Raw genomic sequence first — 16071 nt, 5'->3', positions numbered from 1 at the left:
GACATGATCATGAGCACTGATTCAAGCGCCCCGACGAGCCTCGGCTGGTACGGAAAACTTCCTTCCGCCGGCGATTTTCTGCAGCGCCGCCTGCCCGATCCGGTGGTCAACAACTGGGCCCACTGGTTCCATAACGGGCTGGTGAATTTGCAGCGCGATGCGCAGGGGCCAAACGGCCACCCGTTCAGCAACGCACCGGTGTGGAACTTCGTGATCCCCGCCACGCTCGGCAGCCCGTACGTGCAGATGGGCTGCCTGTTGCCGGCGCGCGATCGCGTCGGGCGGCGCTACCCGATCTGCGCGCTACGCCTGTTCAGCCTGCAAGAATGGCGCCCGCAACAGCTGAACATGGCGGCGAGCTGGTACCAGCAGCTCGGCCATACCCTGCTGAACGGCGTGCGCAACGGCTTCTCCGCCGAACAGATCGACCGCACGCTGCAGGCAATCCCGGCGCTGCCCAGCCCACCGGCGGAAACGGATTCCGAGATATTGTCGATTATCGGTTTTCAGCATCCGGACGTGCCGGGTCTCGGCTGGCAACAGGCCGCCGACTGTTTCGATCCGGCGCAGTACACCAGCTTCTGGTGGACCAATCAGGCCGACGGACACCCGCTCTACACCCACGTGCACAGCGGCAACCTCACCGTGCAGCTGTTTTCACTGCTGTTCGAGCCCAACGGCTGGGCACGCCCCGGCCGCGGCGGCCAGTACCCGCAAATGTTTGATTAACATCGTTCGTTGAAGGAAATTCTATGGCTATCGACACCGATACCCTGCTGGCCCCGGTTGACGCGGACAATCCCTGCGGCGACAACCTGGAATACGACGCCGACTTTCTGGCAATGGCGCGCGCCGCCACCGGCAAGGCCGAACAGCAGTTCGGCAGCACCATCATTCCGGAAGAAGCGCCGGATTGGGTGCAGGTCGAACGCCTCGCGACCTCGCTGCTGGCGCGCACCAAAGACCTGCGCGTCATGCTGTATCTCACCCGCGCCTGGACCCAGCTGCGCGGGTTGCCGGGCTACGCCGACGGGCTGACGCTGATCCACCAGTCGATACTCCGTTACTGGGATGCTCTGCAACCGGCATTGGAGTTCGACGGCGAAGCCGACCCGCTGTTTCGCATCAATGCGTTGGCCGACCTCGGCGACAAAGCCGCGCTGGCCGCCAGCGTGCGCACCGCGCCGCTGCTGAAAAGCGCCGCCGGTGAAATCTCGCTGCGCGATGCCGGCGCCCTGCTCGACGGCAGCAAGCAAGAGTGCCCCAACTTTCCCGGCGGCCGCGCACGGTTGCAGGATGAGCTGGCGCAGCAGGGCCGCCCCGAAGGCGCACTGGTGACGCACATCGCCCACACCCTGGGCGCCATTCGCAGTGAAGTGACCCGCCATCTGGGGGAAAGCGCCCTGCCGGAAATGGGCGCGCTGACCAAGGTATTTTCTCTGGTGGCGCTCGCCGGCCAGAGCGATGCCCCGGCCGCCGCCGAACCCGACGCCCCGCCGGAAACCGCCGCCCAGCAACAACCGGCTGCGATGCAAAACGCCACGGCACCGCTGAACTGGCGCAGCGCGCAGATCCAGTCGCGCGACGACGCCCAGCTGATGCTGGACAAGGTGAAAAACTATTTTCGTCTTCATGAGCCGAGCCACCCGGCGCCGCTGATGATCGATCGGGTCCAGCGGCTGATTACGTTGGACTTTATGCAAATCGTCCGCGATTTGGCGCCCGATGGGCTTAACCAACTGGAGACCATTCTCGGTCGCCCCGACCACGAGGAGAACAGCTAGCCGCCGACCTTTGTTCTCTTGACGCATCCGATACCGTCTGCCCCGGCGCAGACCCGAATCAGAACCTGACTCTCCCAGCCGGACGAGGCGCGTTCCCAATCGCCATTAGATGGAGTAAATCATGTCAAACTCGAAATCCCGCAGCGGGCAGAAATTCATCGCCCGCAACCGCGCGCCGCGCGTACAGATTGAATACGATGTCGAAATTTATGGCGCAGAGCGCAAAATCCAGCTGCCGTTCGTGATGGGCGTGATGGCGGATCTGGTGGGGAAAGCGGTCGATCCGCAAGCCAGCGTGGAAGAACGCAAGTTCATGGAGATCGACGTCGACAACTTCGACGAGCGCATGAAATCGCTGAAGCCGCGCGTCGCTTATCAGGTCGATAACACCCTGACCGGCGAAGGCAAGCTGAACATCGATCTGACCTTCGAAAGCATGGAAGACTTCTCCCCTGCCGCTATCGCCCGCAAGGTCGACTCGCTGGGCAATCTGCTGGACGCCCGCACCCAGCTTTCCAACCTGCTGTCTTATATGGACGGTAAGAACGGCGCCGAAGAGCTGATCTCCAAGATCCTGCAAAACCCGGCGCTGCTGCAATCCCTGACCGACGCGCCGAAGCCGGCGGTTAACGACGACAACAACGAGCGTGAGGATTAATCGATGAGCAACTCGCCTCAGCAACAAAATGCGTTGCAGACCACCGAGACTTTTTCCAGCGATGAATTCAGCGCGCTGCTGAACAAAGAGTTCCGGCCGAAGACCGATCAGGCCAAAGAAGCGGTCGAGAACGCGGTGAAAACCCTGGCGCAACAGGCGCTGGAAAACACCGTCACCGTTTCTTCCGACGCCTACCGCACCATCCAGGCGCTGATCGCGGAAATCGACGAAAAGCTGTCGCAGCAGATCAACCAGATCATTCACCACGACGACTTCCAGAAGCTGGAAGGCGTCTGGCACGGCCTGCATTATCTGGTCAACAACTCCGAAACCGACGAGATGCTGAAGATCCGCTTTATGAGCATTTCCAAACAGGAGCTGGGCCGCACGCTGAAGCGCTATAAAGGCGTGGGCTGGGACCAGAGCCCGATCTTCAAGAAAGTCTACGAAGAAGAGTATGGCCAGTTCGGCGGCGAGCCGTTCGGCTGCCTGGTGGGCGACTACTACTTCGATCACAGCCCGCAGGACGTGGAGCTGCTGGGCGAAATGGCCAAGATCGGCGCCGCCTCGCATTGCCCGTTCATCGCCGGCACCGCGCCGAGCGTGATGCAGATGGAGTCCTGGCAGGAGCTGTCCAACCCGCGCGATCTGACCAAGATTTTCCAGAACACCGAGTACGCCGCCTGGCGCAGCCTGCGCGAGTCGGAAGACGCGCGCTACCTGGGCCTGGTGATGCCGCGTTTCCTGGCGCGCCTGCCCTACGGCATCCGCACCAACCCGGTGGACGAGTTTGACTTTGAAGAAGAAACCGACGGCGCGACCCACGGCAATTACACCTGGACCAACGCCGCCTACGCCATGGCCGCCAACATCAACCGTTCGTTCAAAGAGTTCGGCTGGTGCACCGCCATTCGCGGGGTGGAATCCGGCGGCGCGGTGGAAAACCTGCCGTGCCACACCTTCCCGAGCGACGACGGCGGCGTGGACATGAAGTGCCCGACCGAGATCGCCATCAGCGATCGCCGCGAAGCCGAGCTGGCCAAAAATGGCTTTATGCCGCTGGTGCACCGCAAAAACTCCGACTTCGCCGCCTTTATCGGCGCGCAGTCGCTGCAGAAGCCGGCGGAATACTACGATGCCGACGCCTCCGCCAACGCCCAGCTTTCCGCGCGCCTGCCGTACCTGTTCGCCTGCTGCCGCTTCGCGCACTACCTGAAGTGCATCGTGCGCGACAAAATTGGCTCCTTCCGCGAGCGCGACGACATGGAACGCTGGCTGAACGACTGGATCATGAACTACGTGGACGGCGATCCGGCCAACTCCTCGCAGGAAACCAAGTCGCGCAAACCGCTGGCTGCGGCGGAAGTGCAGGTGGAAGAGATCGAAGACAACCCGGGCTATTACAGCGCCAAGTTCTTCCTGCGCCCGCACTACCAGCTGGAAGGCCTGACCGTCTCCCTGCGCCTGGTGTCGAAGCTGCCTTCGCTGAAGCAAAACGACGCGTCCTGATGGACTGAAGTCAGGCCGCGAGAGTGCGGCCTGGCTGATACATCAACCTCATCACAGGGAAAGAAAGATGAAGACAAAACGGTTTTATCTGGCATCGCTGTTGGCTGTCGTCTGCTCGCTCTCCGCCGCGCCGCCAGCTTTCGCAGAGCAGGCATCGATAGCGCATTTGACGTCCGATGATGTCAATCTGCCAGGCAGCGACTTTTTCCGTTTCTATCGCAGTGCAGATAAACAGGAAAAAGAGAAAGCGCGGATTTATTTGCTGGGCGTGCTGGACGCGACGGAAGGAAAAAGCTGGTGCCAATACAGCCAGCTACAAACTGTCACTCTGCAGGAGTTTGTGTTCGAATTCTTTAATAAACTTCCCGCTGCGCGCCTACACGAAAGGGCTGCCCCCCTGATTGAAGAGGCTCTGGCGACTCGCTTCCCCTGCAAAGGAGGCAAAGCATGAAACCTTTATATCGTCAGCTAAAAAGCAGCCATTACTCCTCTGATTACTCTAGCCCGGGATATTTGGCAGCAGAAGCCGTTTACGCCGAGATTGGTTATGAGCTTGATACGCTTCTAAAGCAAAACCCTGGTTATGCCAATACCTGTGCCGTCCGCATGAGCCTGGCGCTGTTGAAAGCCGGCATCAGCTTCAAAGGCCGCCTGCCAATCAAAAAAGGCACCTATAAGGGTAAAACGATTGAGCCTGGAGCCAAACTGCTGGCCGATCAGTTGCATCGCTCCAGTAGTTTTGGCAAAGCCAACATTTTCTTTAATGCTCCAGATGCAGAGAAGGGTATCGGCAATAAAAAAGGCGTCGTGTTCTTCAATAAAATAACCAACTATGATGGCGGACACATTGATCTTATCGAACCAGAAAACTCGCTATTGACCTGCCATTCCCATTGCTATTTTAACTGCAAAGAAGTCTGGTTTTGGGAATTAAGCTAGTGTTCCATCGGCTGACCAGTAAAAGCATGAGGTTTGGTTTAACTGCATGCTTGCTTATCGCCTCATTAAGGTTGCAAGCAGCGCCAAATCAGGATCCTGTGGCATTTATCAAACAGCTGCCTTATCACCAGGTCGTAAAAGAACTGGCATTGTCTCGCTGCCTGGCACAGGTCTCCGATTCGGATAAGGCATTCTCTCTTGATGCAGCCAGAACGGCGAATGCGATGAGAGAATGGATGCCATTCGACATCGAATCAGGTGATGAGAAAATCAATGTTCTCATCGGAAAATATAAATCCAGAATCAATGAGTTTCACAGTGAAACTAAAGACAGGAGTCAAGGCGTCACCTTGAACTGTCTGCGGTTGTACCATAGTTCTGAATTGGACAAGCTTTCCCGACAGCTCATTGCAGGCAATCCAGATCGCACGTGGAATCAAGATAACGCGAAATAATTAAGCATTGAGCCATTAGCACTTAATAGTGGCTCGGTAACCCGTACCGATAGTTTTCGGTATTTAAGAAGGTGCATGGCACAAGGATATAAATTGGTAATGCATTACCACACTTGCAATTCCTGCTGCTATTACCTGAGTTTTTCAACGTAACGTTAATACTACTGTTAACCCTTAATAAAGAGTGAAGAAACTATGGCTATTGATATGTTCCTGAAAGTTGAAGGTGCCAGCGGCGAATCCAAAGATTCGAATCACAAAGGCTGGACCGACATTACTTCTTTCTCCTGGGGCGCTTCTCAACCGGGCAATATGGGCGTTGGCGGCGGCGGTGGCGCCGGCAAAGTGTGCTTCAACGATCTGCACGTCAACGCGCTGATCGACAAGTCAACCCCGGCCTTGCTGAAACACTGCTCAAGCGGCAAACACCTGACCAAGATTGAGCTGTCGGTTTGTAAGGCGGGTGGTAGCCAGGTTGAATACGCAAAAATCACCCTGGAAGACGTGCTGGTCACCGCCGTGCAGTACACCGGCGCAGGCGGCGAAGATACCGTGGGCGTCACCTACTCCTTCCAGGCGGCGAAAGTGAAACAGCAATACTGGGAGCAGAGCGACAAAGGCGGCAAAGGCGCCGAAAGCAGCGCAGGTTGGAACATCAAGGAAAACCGCGAAGCTTAATCTGCATGCCCCCCCGGTTACGGCCGGGGGTTCATAACATGGATACAATGGAGAGTCAGGATGAAAAAACCTCTATTTGGGCCCGCATGGATTCGTTTTTCTGAAGTCAATATCAATGTAAAAAAAGTGGGTGCATTGATTGGTGGAAAAGTAGAAAGCAATATTGAGAACGGTATTTTTGAAAATGCTTGTCCTATTCGAATGAGTTATGTACTCAACTATACAGGCATACCAATTCCCTCTAACTCCGGTTATGCGACTGTGTCTGGTAAAGATAAAAAATGGTATCTTTATCGTGTTAACGATATGATTCTCTTTTTAGAAAAGAACTTCGGCAAGCCTGATATCACGGTGAAATCCCCTACACCAGTTAAATTTTCAGGTAAAAAAGGGATAATGGTTATACAAGGAAATGGCTGGCGAAATGCCAGAGGACATGTCACATTATGGAACGGTGACATTTGCTCTGACTCTTGTCATTTCATGGGGGATCCTGAGAATGGATCTTTTGTTCCTGAAGTCGCATCACTTTGGATATTAAAATGAAGACTACCCACATAGCCCTTGCTCTTCTTCTCGTTTCCCCTATGCTGCTTGCGGAAGATATAAAAATAGAAAACTTACCTCAAAGCGAAATTTATGAAAATTGGCTGGTTAGCCGCTGTATTGGGAAGTCTACTGACTCAGAAAAAACCAAGCAAGATGCTTTCCGTTCCGCTTCCGCCTATTTAGAATTCAGTAAACTCCCCATGGATGCATTCGAACAAGGCGAAAAACTGGCTGAACAGTACGCAAATAAAAATAGTCAAGGCTCAGTTAAAGGAAGTTATCATACTTTAGATTGCCTTTCGCTTCAGAGTTCCAGTGAGGCTAAAGCCATCTTCAAACGTTACTCTAATTAATAATTAATATTGTAGGTTGCAATTTTATAAAATCATCAACTTAAGCAAATTAGAGTTTTATTAATTATTTTCACTGGGTATTAGCCATCAAGCATTGAGATACTCATGCGCTGGTTATCTATTACTCTGCACAAACCATACGGATTTTGGAGTGTTGAGATGAAAAGAATCCTTATCTCCTTTTTTTGTCTATATGCCACTTGCGCTATAGCGCAGAAAAATCAAGAAGAGTCGATTGAAAAGTGGCCGCCGCAAGCGGCATACAGAAGCTATTTGCAAAACTACAAGGATATTGCTCTAACCTACTGCATTTCCGTCGCTTATAAGACATCACCAGAAGCCAGCAAAGATGCAATTGCCTCATCGAATGGAATCGATGCTTGGTCATACTATGCAATTCGTGATGAAGAATCCCCTATAATTGCACTGACAAAGCAGTACTTGCAAAAGAATTACAATGCTAAGGACGGAAAAAGCCGCTTAGACTTAATGAAGTGCATGGATATGTACCATAGTGAAGATCTTGACAAACTCGCGAAAGACTATGTACAGAGCCCTAATGATAATTGGGTGAAAGACAATCCGGTTAGAGTGAATGAAAAACCGTCTCGGAAATAACCAGTGAAAAGAATCTTACTGGCTGTGGCCATAGCCGTAACGTTGAACGCTAATGCAGCAACAAAAATTGACTACTCCCCTGCCGAATACCTCAAAAACTACGCGCTTAGCGTTTGTATCGCCGAGGGGTACTCAGCAAAAGAAGTCAAAAACGATGCCGCCGCCACCGCCAGGGGTTACATGGAGTTCGGCGATTATTCTCTGGAAGCGCATACCGCTGTCAGGGCGCTGGCAAAAGAATTTCTGGCAAAGCACTATGACAGCATGTCTGGGGAGCCGATGACGATGGCAAAGTGCATCGATCTTGTACATAGCCAAGCGTTGCAAGCCATCATCAAGAAGTACCAAGGGAAAGACGACAACTGATATCAGAATTAGTTATGAGAGAGCCGTTACCCTTGAGATGTTCAACGGAATTTCATTTCACCTTCTTATTCCATAATTCTTTCAATTAATAACAAAAGCATTTCGTAAAATTAAGACTACAACAAGCCTTAGTGAACGAGTTAAGAAACAACTTAACGGCTTGCCAAAATATCCGCCAATTTTGGCAAGCCAAAGATCGAATCATTAATTATTGCACTACCTCCTAATCAGCAGGAATGCCTTATGCGATTTTCCATTGTAAAAAATAAAAGCGGCCAGGTTCCGCCGCAGAGCAGTTGCGATTTTCTGCCGCCGGGCGGCACCATCGGCCGCAGCGTGGACAACAACCTGGTGCTGCCGGACGAAGAGCGCGCCATTTCCCGCCTGCAGGCGATCGTGCATATTTCCGCTGACGGCGAATGCCGCATCACCAACCGCGGCAACGTTACCCGCGTGCTGCTGAACGACATTCCGCTGGAACGTGGCCGCCAGGTTGAACTGCAGGACGGCGACGTGCTCGGCATCGACGATTACCAGATTGAAGTCAGCGCGCTGCACCAGCACGCCGCGCCACAGGCTCAACCGGTGGCCAAGGCCGCCGCCGTTGCCGCTGCTGCGGCCCCAACAGCCGCCGCCAAAGAAAAATCCGCCGCGCCAATCCCCAACGAAATCTGGGACAGCCTGGTGGAAGAATTTACCCCGAATGCGCCGGCCGCCGTCACGCCGCCGCCGGTCGCCAATCCTGGCAACCACCCGCTGCTGGATACCCCCGCTCGCGAGCTGAACCCGGCCGATCCGCTGGCACAGCTGGCGGGCGATGTCGATCTGCGCCAGCTGCAGCAGCAGCAAACCGATCCGGCGGCGCTGTTCAACACCGACACCACCTTTGAGCGCGAACACATCCTGGCCGATACCACCCCCAGCGCGCTGCTGGCGGAGCAGGCTGCGCCAGCGCGGCCGGCAACCCCGGCTCAGAATGCGCAGCAACCGGAGCAAGAGCTGGATCCGCTGGCGCTGTTCGGCGGTTCATCCGCTCCCGCGTCGCCCGAGACGCTAAACAGCAACGATCCGCTGGGGCTGCTGATGGGCGGCGCCGTGCCGCTGGCTCAACCGGACGAGCCGGTACAGCCGCCCGCGCCGCCGTCTCCGCCTCCGATCGCCGCACAACCGCAAGCGCCACGCCCAGAGCCGACGCCGCCACCCGTGCAGACGCCTGAGCCACAGCCCCAACCCGTGCCGCAGTTCAACCAGCAGGAACCGCCTGCGCAACCGCCGCGCCCGCGCCAGGGCAACCGCCTTGGCATCGATCCGGTCGCCTACCAGTCCGCTCAACGGCAGCACGCCGCCGCGCCGAATGGCGACACCTTAGAGGGGCCGCTGCTGACGGCGCTGTTGCAAGGCATCGGCCTCGACGATCTGCAGCCGCAGCCGCACTTCGACGAACGGCAGATCCGCCAGGCCGGCCGCCTGCTGAGCCTGTTCTCGCAGGGCACCGTCGCCCTGCTTTCATCCCGCTCGATCCTCAAGCGCGGCGTGAAGGCCGAGATGACCATGATCCTCGACGAGGCCAACAACCCGTTCAAGCTGCTGCCTTCGGGCAAAACGGTGCTGATGCAGATGTTCGGCAGCCAGATGCCGGGCTTTATGCCGCCGGAGCAGGCGGTGCGCGATGCGCTGATCGACCTGCAGGCGCACCAACTGGGGATGATCGCCGGCATCCGCGCCATCATCGCCGCCATGCTGCAGTCGTTCAACCCGGAGCGCCTCGAAGAGGAAGCGCGCAAGGAAGGCGTGGCGCCGCGTCTGTCGCTGCCCGCTAACCGCAAGGCTGCGCTGTGGGACTACTTCGTGAAGAACTATCAGCAAACCTCCGGCGAAATCGAGGACGATTTCCACACCCTGTTCGGCGAAGCCTTCCTGCACGCCTATGACGTTGAAGTGAATCAATACAAAGACTCACAGACCAAACCGGACGCGTAATGAATATCACCATAGCCTCTACCTCCAACCAGGGCGGCCGCGCCTCCAACCAGGATCAGACCGGCGAGGTGCTCGGCAACCGCGCCGCCTGCTTCGTGGTGTGCGACGGCATCGCCGGCTTTCCGGGCGGCGATATCGCCGCCAAACTGGCGCGCGACACCATTTTGCAAAACTTCGACGGCGAAAAGCACCTGAACGCCCAAAGCATTCGCCAGCACATTACGCGCGCCAACGCCGCCATCCACCAGCAGCAGCGGCAGTCGGACGAATACAGCAAGATGGGCACCACGCTGGTCAGCCTGTTTATCGATCGCGATTACCAGCTGGCCTACTGGGCGCACGCCGGCGACAGTCGCCTGTACCTGTTCCGCCGCGGCTACCTGCATGCCGTCACCACCGACCACAGCCTGATCCAGCAGATGCAGGACGCCGGTTATCAGACCAACGGCATCAACAGCAACCTGCTGTATTTCGCGCTGGGGCTGAACGAAGAGCGCGACGCCACCTACAGCGACGTGCTGCAGCTGGAAGACGGCGACGTTTTCCTGCTGTGCACCGACGGCTTCTGGCACAGCTTCAGCCAGGCCGAACTGGAACAGTCGCTGCACATGGTCAACTCCCCCAGCGAGTGGATCGCCCTGATGCAGCAGGCATGGAAGAAAAACAATAACAGCGATAACTACAGCGCTATCGCCGTCTGGATTGGCTCACCGCAGGAAACCACCCTGCTGCATTCGCTGGCGGATGCGGAACGGTTTCTGAGCCGCGACTGAGCAGCGCACATTCACAGCAAGGTTCACTATGAAATATTGGATGCCGGGGCTCGTCGCCCTGATGGCGGTACCGACCGCGCAGGCGATGAACTATCGCCTGGTTTACTCCCCCAGCCAGAAGCTGGAAGTGTTTATCGATGACGTCAAAAACAGCAATCCCGAAAGCTGGTGCGGCAAGAGCATCCCGCTGCGCATCGTCTCGGCGCAAAGCCAAGATCCGGCGGTGCTGAACGACTTTCTGCCGCGCGTCGGCAATCTGTTGGAAAAGCAGTGCCCGAAAGCCGGCCACCTGCCCTGGACGCTGACCGACAAGCGCGGTGAAAAGCTGGCCAGCGGCGAAGCCGCCAAAGCTCGCGGCTGGAAACCGGTGGTCAAACAGGAGGCCGTCGAGCAGCCGGAAACCCCGCCGCAGCCGGCGATCCCTGCGGCGGTAGCCGTGACCTCTCCGCAGGCGGACACCGCGCCGCCTCAGCGTTTCAACCTGCCGCAGGGCTGCCACTTCCGCACCTTCTGGCATGACGACGCCAACGGCGGCGCGCTGTTCATTCCCGCCAGCGACGCGCTGCGCTGCGGCGAGGACGGCTGGCTGCAGGGCAGCGGCGCAGTCACGCTGCAACAGGGCGGCCAAACCCTCTCGCCGACGTTGTGGTTCCTGCAGGGCTATCCGCTGGCGCAGCTCAACGGCGGCGATCGCGCGCTGACCGTCGTCAGCGCCAACGCCCAACGGCTGGTTCTGGGCGGTAACCCGCAGGCGCCGGGCAGCTTCCTGCTGCTGAGCTTCGAACCGAAGCTGCACGCCTGGGCGTTCAACGGCGAAGCGATCGTTGAAATGCCGCGCGTCGATGCCGCCGACGAGAACAAGGTCAAACAGCGCCTGCAGCAGGCGCAAACCGCCTGGCAACCGCTGCTGAGCGCCCCCGCTCCGCTGACCTTCAAGCTGGTGGAAAAGCTGGCCGCAGACCGGGTCGATCCCGCCAGCGGCAGCTACCTGTCGGTTAACGGCGCCACTCACTGATCATAAGGAAAGCCTGTGAAATCATTAGCAAGCATGCTGCAAGGCCAGTCGATCGGCGCGGCCATCACCGCCGTCGAAAACGAGATCAAGGGAAAACCGGCGGATGCCGACCTGCGCGCCGCGCTGGTGCAACTGCTGTGCCTGAGTGGCAACTGGATGCGCGCCAACGCGCAGCTGAAATCCTGGCAGGCGCTGAAACCAATCGCCCAACCGACCACGCTGCTGCTGATGCAGTCGGTCAACGCCGAGCTGCAACGCCAGGCGGTGTTCGCCGGCACGGCCGCGCCGGCGCTGCTGCGGCAGGATCAGCCCTGGCTGAAACTGATGGTGCAGGCGCTGCATCAGGATGCGCAAGGCGCAGCCGAACAGGCCCAGGCGCTGCGTGACGAAGCGCTGGAGGCCGCCCCGGCCGGCGCCGGGCGGTTAACGCTGGCCGAAGGCGACCAAGAACGGCAGCTGAGTTTCGACTGGCTGACCGACGGTGACGGCCGCCTCGGGCCGGTGTGCGAGCTGGCGCTGAACGGCGTTTACTACTGGCTGCCGTTTGCCGACATCGCCGCGATCCAGTTCCAGGCGCCGCAGAGCGCCATCGATCTGGTGTGGAGCCACGCGCTGGTGCGCCTCACCGACGGCCGCGAACAGGTGTGCCAACTGCCCGCCCGTTATCCGCTGGCCGAAGGCAGCGACGACGCGCTGCTGCTCGGCAAACGCACCGAATGGGAACCGCTGGGCGACGGCACCCACTATGCGGGGCTGGGCCTGAAAACCTGGCTCAGCGAAAGCGACGAATTCCCGCTGCACAGCCTGCGGCAGCTGAGCTTCGACGCGAGCGCCTGAACATGAACGATAAGCGCCCACCCCACTACGACGGCGGCGATCTGCGCCGCCAGGGCTATCGCTATCGTCAGGACAGCGAGCGCCTGACGTCGCGCGACAAAATGCAGCCGGTGCTGCTCGACATGCTGACCGACGACGAACCGCAGAAAAAGCAGGAAGCACAGGTGCGCAACCTGGTGTCGCACAGCGAGCTGCGCCGCCGGGTGCTGCGCGATCTGCAGTGGCTGTTCAACTGCGTCAACAGCGAATCCAATCTGGATCTCGGCGACTTTCCGCAGGTGCGGCGCTCCACCCTGAATTACGGCATCGCCTCGCTGGCGGGCAAGCGCATGTCGGATATCGAATGGCTCGACATTCAGCGCGCGCTGACCGAGTCCATTCTCCATTTCGAACCGCGCATTTTGCCCGAGGGGCTGCAGGTGCGCTGCATCTCGGACACCGGCTCGCTGGAGCTGCACAACGTGCTGTCGATCGAAATCAAGGGCCGCCTGTGGTGCGTGCCCTATCCGCTGGAGTTTCTGTTCCGTACCGACGTGGATCTGGAAAACGGCCACTTCGATCTGAAAGACATAGGGTAAGGCGATGGACAGTAAACTTTTAGACTATTACAACCGCGAGCTGGCCTATCTGCGTGAGATGGGCGCCGAGTTCGCCGAACAGTACCCGAAGGTCGCGGGCCGTCTCGGCATGCGCGGCATCGACGTGGCGGATCCCTATATCGAGCGCCTGATGGAGGGCTTCGCCTTCCTCACCTCGCGCGTGCAGCTGAAAATGGACGCCGAGTTCCCGCGCTTTTCTCAGCGCTTGCTGGAGATCATCTACCCCAATTACCTGTCGCCGACGCCGTCGATGGCGATCGCCGAGCTGCAGCCGGACAGCAGCAAAGGCGACATCAGCAACGGCTTCGTGGTGCCGCGCGGCACCATGATGGATAGCCAGACGCTGAAGAAAAGCGGCATCACCTGCAGCTATACCACCGCTCATGACGTCACGCTGCAGCCGGTGCGCATCGCCGGCGTCGAGCTGGGCGGCATTCCGGCCGATATCCCGCTGGCCTCGCTGGGGCTGCAGCACAGCGGCTGCGTCAGCGCGCTGCGCATTCGTCTCGAGTGCTACGAAAGCGTGACGCTCAACAACCTGCAGCTGGACCAGCTGATGTTTTACCTGGCCGGGCCGGACATGCAGGCGCAGCAGCTGCTGGAACTGCTGATGCAGCACAGCGTCGGGCTTGTCTGCCAAACGGTGGAGGCGCAGCCACAGCGGCGCGCGCTGGCGCTGGACGGGCTGCGGCAGGAGGGCTTCGCCGCCGAACAGGCGCTGCTGCCCAACGACCTGCGCAACTTCGAAGGCTACCGGCTGCTGCAGGAGTACTTCGCCTTCCCGACGCGCTTCCAGTTCTTCAGCGTCAACGGCCTGCGCCCGCTGCTGCAAAGCGTGCGCGAAGGGAAAAAGGCGCTGCGCCAGTTCGAGATCGTGGTGCTGCTGGATCGGCACGACGCCGCGCTGGAACGGGTGGTCGACGCCGCCCATTTGGCGCTGCACTGCACGCCGGTGATCAACCTGTTTCCGAAGGTCGCCGAACGCATCGCGATCAACGAAAAAAACCACGAATACCATCTGGTGGTCGACAATATCCGGCCGCTGGATTACGAAGTATTCTCGGTGCAGCGGCTCGGCGGCAGCGCCAGCGAAAAACGCTACGAGCAAGAGTTTCGGCCGTTTTACAGCACCCTGAGCGCGGACGACGGCAACTATGGCGCCTACTTCTCGCTGCGGCGCGAACAGCGCACGCTGTCGGAGCACGCCCGCCGCTACGGCACCCGCACCGGCTATGCCGGTTCGGAAGTGTTCGTGTCGCTGGTGGACGAGCGGCAATCGCCGTGGCACAGCGATCTGAAATACCTCACCGCCGACGTGCTGTGCACCAGCCGCGACCTGCCGTTGATGCTGCTGCAACAGGATCAGGGCAACTTCGTGATGCCCGACTCGATCCCGATCAAGCAGGTCTCGCTGCGCAAAGGCCCCACTCCGCCGCGCCCGGCGCTGGCCGAAGGCATGATCACCTGGCGGCTGATCAGCCAGCTGCAGCTGAACTACCTCAGCATGATGGACGGCGATCCGGAACAGGGCGCCGCCAGCCTGCGCCAGCTGATGGGGCTGTACGGCAACCTGAGCGAACCGGCGATCGCCAAACAGATCCAGGGCGTGCGCCACTGCAACCTGCGGCCGGTCTATCGGCGAGTGCCGGAGCCGGGCCCCATCGTGTTCGCACGCGGCATCGCCATCGATCTGACGGTCGATGAGCAGGCGTTCTCCGGCAACAGCCCTTACCTGCTCGGCAGCGTGCTGGAGCGCCTGTTCTCACGCCTGGTGGCGATGAACACCTTCACCGAGATGACGCTCTCCAGCCAGCAGCGCGGCGAAATCGCCCACTGGCAGGCGCGCATGGGCAAAAGGACGCTGATATGAGCGCGGAGATGATTGCCACCGAACTGGCGCCGCCGCAGATCAACGCGCTGTATCGCCTGCCGGACGACTTCTGGCCGCGGCTGCGCAGCGCGCCTTACAAGCACGATCTGTTTCAGCTGCTGCGCCGTATCGACGCCCAGGGCGGCCAACCCTACCTGCTGGGGCGCGCGCCGCTGCCGCGTCACGAGATGCTGCGCCTGGGCCAGGAGCCGTCGCTGTCGTTCGCGCCCTCCACGCTGGCGCAGGTGGCGCCGCGCGCCAACAGCCCGCTGCACGACGTCTCGATCTTCAGCTTCGGCCTGTTCGGCCCCAACGGACCGCTGCCGCTGCACCTGACCGAATACGTGCGCGAACGGGTGTACCACCATCAGGACACCACCCTGCTGGCGTTCACCAACCTGTTCCATCACCGGCTGACGCTGCTGTTTTACCGCGCCTGGGCCGACGCGCAGCCGACGGTGTCGCTGGATCGCCCGGACAACCGGCGCTTCGACGAATACCTGTCGAGCCTGATCGGCATCGGCCAGCCGGCGCAGCAGGAACGCGACAGCATCAACGCCCACGCCAAACATTTTATGGCCGGTCATCTGATTCGCCACAGCCGCGATCCGGAAGGCCTGAGCAAGATTTTGCAGCAGTATTTCAAGGTGCCGGTGCGTATCGTCGAGAACGTGCCGCACTGGCTGCGGGTGGAGCCGCGCGAGCAGGCGCGGCTCAAGGCCGGGCGCGGTGCGCCGCGGCTCGGCGAGTCGGCCTTTCTCGGCATCGCGGTGCGCGATATTCAGCACAAATTCCGCATCGAGCTGGGGCCGATGCCGCAGCGGGACTATGACCGCTTCCTGCCCGGCGCCGACCTGTGCCGGCAGCTGCGCGACTGGGTGCGCCAATACCTGGGCATCGAGTTCGTCTGGGAAGTCCGTCTGATCCTGGCGAAGGAACAGGCGCACGGCCTCCAGCTCGGCGGCGCGCAACGATTGGGCCTGAGCAGCTGGCTGGCCGACGATCGGCGGCAACGCGATCTCGACGATCTGATCTTCAGCCCTGAACCGCTGGAAAATCCGTTCTGACCCTATTTCGGCCGGCGCCCT

The 16071-nt window shown here is 59.1% G+C and carries 19 protein-coding genes; all 19 read left to right on the top strand.

What is annotated here, in order from left to right:
- The first annotated feature begins 9 nt into the window (after positions 1 to 9).
- The 19 genes from tagF to tssG all read left to right on the top strand — a co-directional run bounded on the left by tagF (position 10) and on the right by tssG (position 16050).
- Positions 10 to 729, top strand: coding sequence for a type VI secretion system-associated protein TagF (gene tagF, locus AWX27_RS07840; RefSeq protein ID WP_060420743.1), 720 nt, complete (start codon positions 10 to 12; stop codon positions 727 to 729).
- Between the two features lie 23 nt (positions 730 to 752).
- Positions 753 to 1784 (top strand): type VI secretion system protein TssA, encoded by a 1032-nt coding sequence (gene tssA, locus AWX27_RS07835; protein WP_060420740.1) that lies wholly within the window; start codon positions 753 to 755, stop codon positions 1782 to 1784.
- Positions 1785 to 1905: 121 nt separating this feature from the next.
- Positions 1906 to 2442, top strand: a complete 537-nt coding sequence (tssB, locus tag AWX27_RS07830; protein ID WP_047730442.1) for a type VI secretion system contractile sheath small subunit — start codon at positions 1906 to 1908, stop codon at positions 2440 to 2442.
- Positions 2443 to 2445: 3 nt separating this feature from the next.
- On the top strand, positions 2446 to 3951 hold the full coding sequence (tssC, locus tag AWX27_RS07825) for a type VI secretion system contractile sheath large subunit (RefSeq protein ID WP_060420737.1): 1506 nt from the start codon (positions 2446 to 2448) through the stop codon (positions 3949 to 3951).
- 67 nt (positions 3952 to 4018) lie between these two features.
- Positions 4019 to 4402: a Rap1a/Tai family immunity protein gene (locus AWX27_RS07820; RefSeq protein ID WP_060420734.1), complete on the top strand. Its 384-nt coding sequence runs from the start codon at positions 4019 to 4021 to the stop codon at positions 4400 to 4402.
- Positions 4399 to 4890 (top strand): T6SS effector amidase Tae4 family protein, encoded by a 492-nt coding sequence (locus AWX27_RS07815; RefSeq protein WP_060420731.1) that lies wholly within the window; start codon positions 4399 to 4401, stop codon positions 4888 to 4890. Before AWX27_RS07820 ends, AWX27_RS07815 begins: the two co-directional genes overlap by 4 nt.
- A 26-nt stretch (positions 4891 to 4916) precedes the next feature.
- Entirely contained in the window at positions 4917 to 5345 is a 429-nt protein-coding gene (locus AWX27_RS07810; RefSeq protein ID WP_060420904.1) for a T6SS amidase immunity protein Tai4 family protein, read from the top strand.
- Positions 5346 to 5540: 195 nt separating this feature from the next.
- Positions 5541 to 6023 carry an Hcp family type VI secretion system effector gene (locus tag AWX27_RS07805; protein WP_038876771.1) on the top strand — a complete coding sequence of 161 codons (483 nt, stop codon included), beginning with the start codon at positions 5541 to 5543 and terminating at the stop codon, positions 6021 to 6023.
- A 60-nt stretch (positions 6024 to 6083) separates the two neighbouring features.
- Positions 6084 to 6569, top strand: coding sequence for a type VI secretion system amidase effector protein Tae4 (locus AWX27_RS24460; protein WP_072265414.1), 486 nt, complete (start codon positions 6084 to 6086; stop codon positions 6567 to 6569).
- Positions 6566 to 6925 (top strand): T6SS amidase immunity protein Tai4 family protein, encoded by a 360-nt coding sequence (locus tag AWX27_RS07800; RefSeq protein WP_060420730.1) that lies wholly within the window; start codon positions 6566 to 6568, stop codon positions 6923 to 6925. The genes AWX27_RS24460 and AWX27_RS07800 overlap by 4 nt, the downstream gene beginning before the upstream one ends.
- Before the next feature lie 105 nt (positions 6926 to 7030).
- Positions 7031 to 7543: a T6SS amidase immunity protein Tai4 family protein gene (locus AWX27_RS07795; RefSeq protein ID WP_230201186.1), complete on the top strand. Its 513-nt coding sequence runs from the start codon at positions 7031 to 7033 to the stop codon at positions 7541 to 7543.
- Between the two features lie 18 nt (positions 7544 to 7561).
- Positions 7562 to 7909, top strand: a complete 348-nt coding sequence (locus AWX27_RS07790) for a T6SS amidase immunity protein Tai4 family protein (protein WP_207188331.1) — start codon at positions 7562 to 7564, stop codon at positions 7907 to 7909.
- A 243-nt stretch (positions 7910 to 8152) separates the two neighbouring features.
- Positions 8153 to 9889, top strand: coding sequence for a type VI secretion system-associated FHA domain protein TagH (tagH, locus tag AWX27_RS07785; protein WP_060420725.1), 1737 nt, complete (start codon positions 8153 to 8155; stop codon positions 9887 to 9889).
- Entirely contained in the window at positions 9889 to 10662 is a 774-nt protein-coding gene (locus AWX27_RS07780) for a PP2C family protein-serine/threonine phosphatase (protein ID WP_015378289.1), read from the top strand. The genes tagH and AWX27_RS07780 overlap by 1 nt, the downstream gene beginning before the upstream one ends.
- Positions 10663 to 10690: 28 nt before the next feature.
- Entirely contained in the window at positions 10691 to 11677 is a 987-nt protein-coding gene (locus AWX27_RS07775) for a double-strand break repair protein MRE11 (protein WP_060420722.1), read from the top strand.
- A 15-nt stretch (positions 11678 to 11692) separates the two neighbouring features.
- Positions 11693 to 12514 carry a type VI secretion system accessory protein TagJ gene (locus AWX27_RS07770; protein WP_060420720.1) on the top strand — a complete coding sequence of 274 codons (822 nt, stop codon included), beginning with the start codon at positions 11693 to 11695 and terminating at the stop codon, positions 12512 to 12514.
- Positions 12515 to 12516: 2 nt separating this feature from the next.
- Positions 12517 to 13092, top strand: coding sequence for a type VI secretion system baseplate subunit TssE (locus AWX27_RS07765; protein WP_038876749.1), 576 nt, complete (start codon positions 12517 to 12519; stop codon positions 13090 to 13092).
- Positions 13093 to 13096: 4 nt separating this feature from the next.
- A complete protein-coding gene (gene tssF, locus AWX27_RS07760) occupies positions 13097 to 14983 on the top strand; it encodes a type VI secretion system baseplate subunit TssF (RefSeq protein ID WP_060420717.1) in 1887 nt (628 codons plus the stop codon).
- Positions 14980 to 16050 carry a type VI secretion system baseplate subunit TssG gene (tssG, locus tag AWX27_RS07755; RefSeq protein WP_048234377.1) on the top strand — a complete coding sequence of 357 codons (1071 nt, stop codon included), beginning with the start codon at positions 14980 to 14982 and terminating at the stop codon, positions 16048 to 16050. Before tssF ends, tssG begins: the two co-directional genes overlap by 4 nt.
- The last annotated feature ends 21 nt before the right edge of the window (positions 16051 to 16071 follow it).

Source organism: Serratia sp. 2880STDY5682894, from assembly GCF_001537385.1.
GTDB lineage: Bacteria > Pseudomonadota > Gammaproteobacteria > Enterobacterales > Enterobacteriaceae > Serratia > Serratia nevei.
The sequence above is the reverse complement of the archived record's forward strand: the minus strand, read 5'-3'. Positions and strand labels throughout refer to the sequence as shown.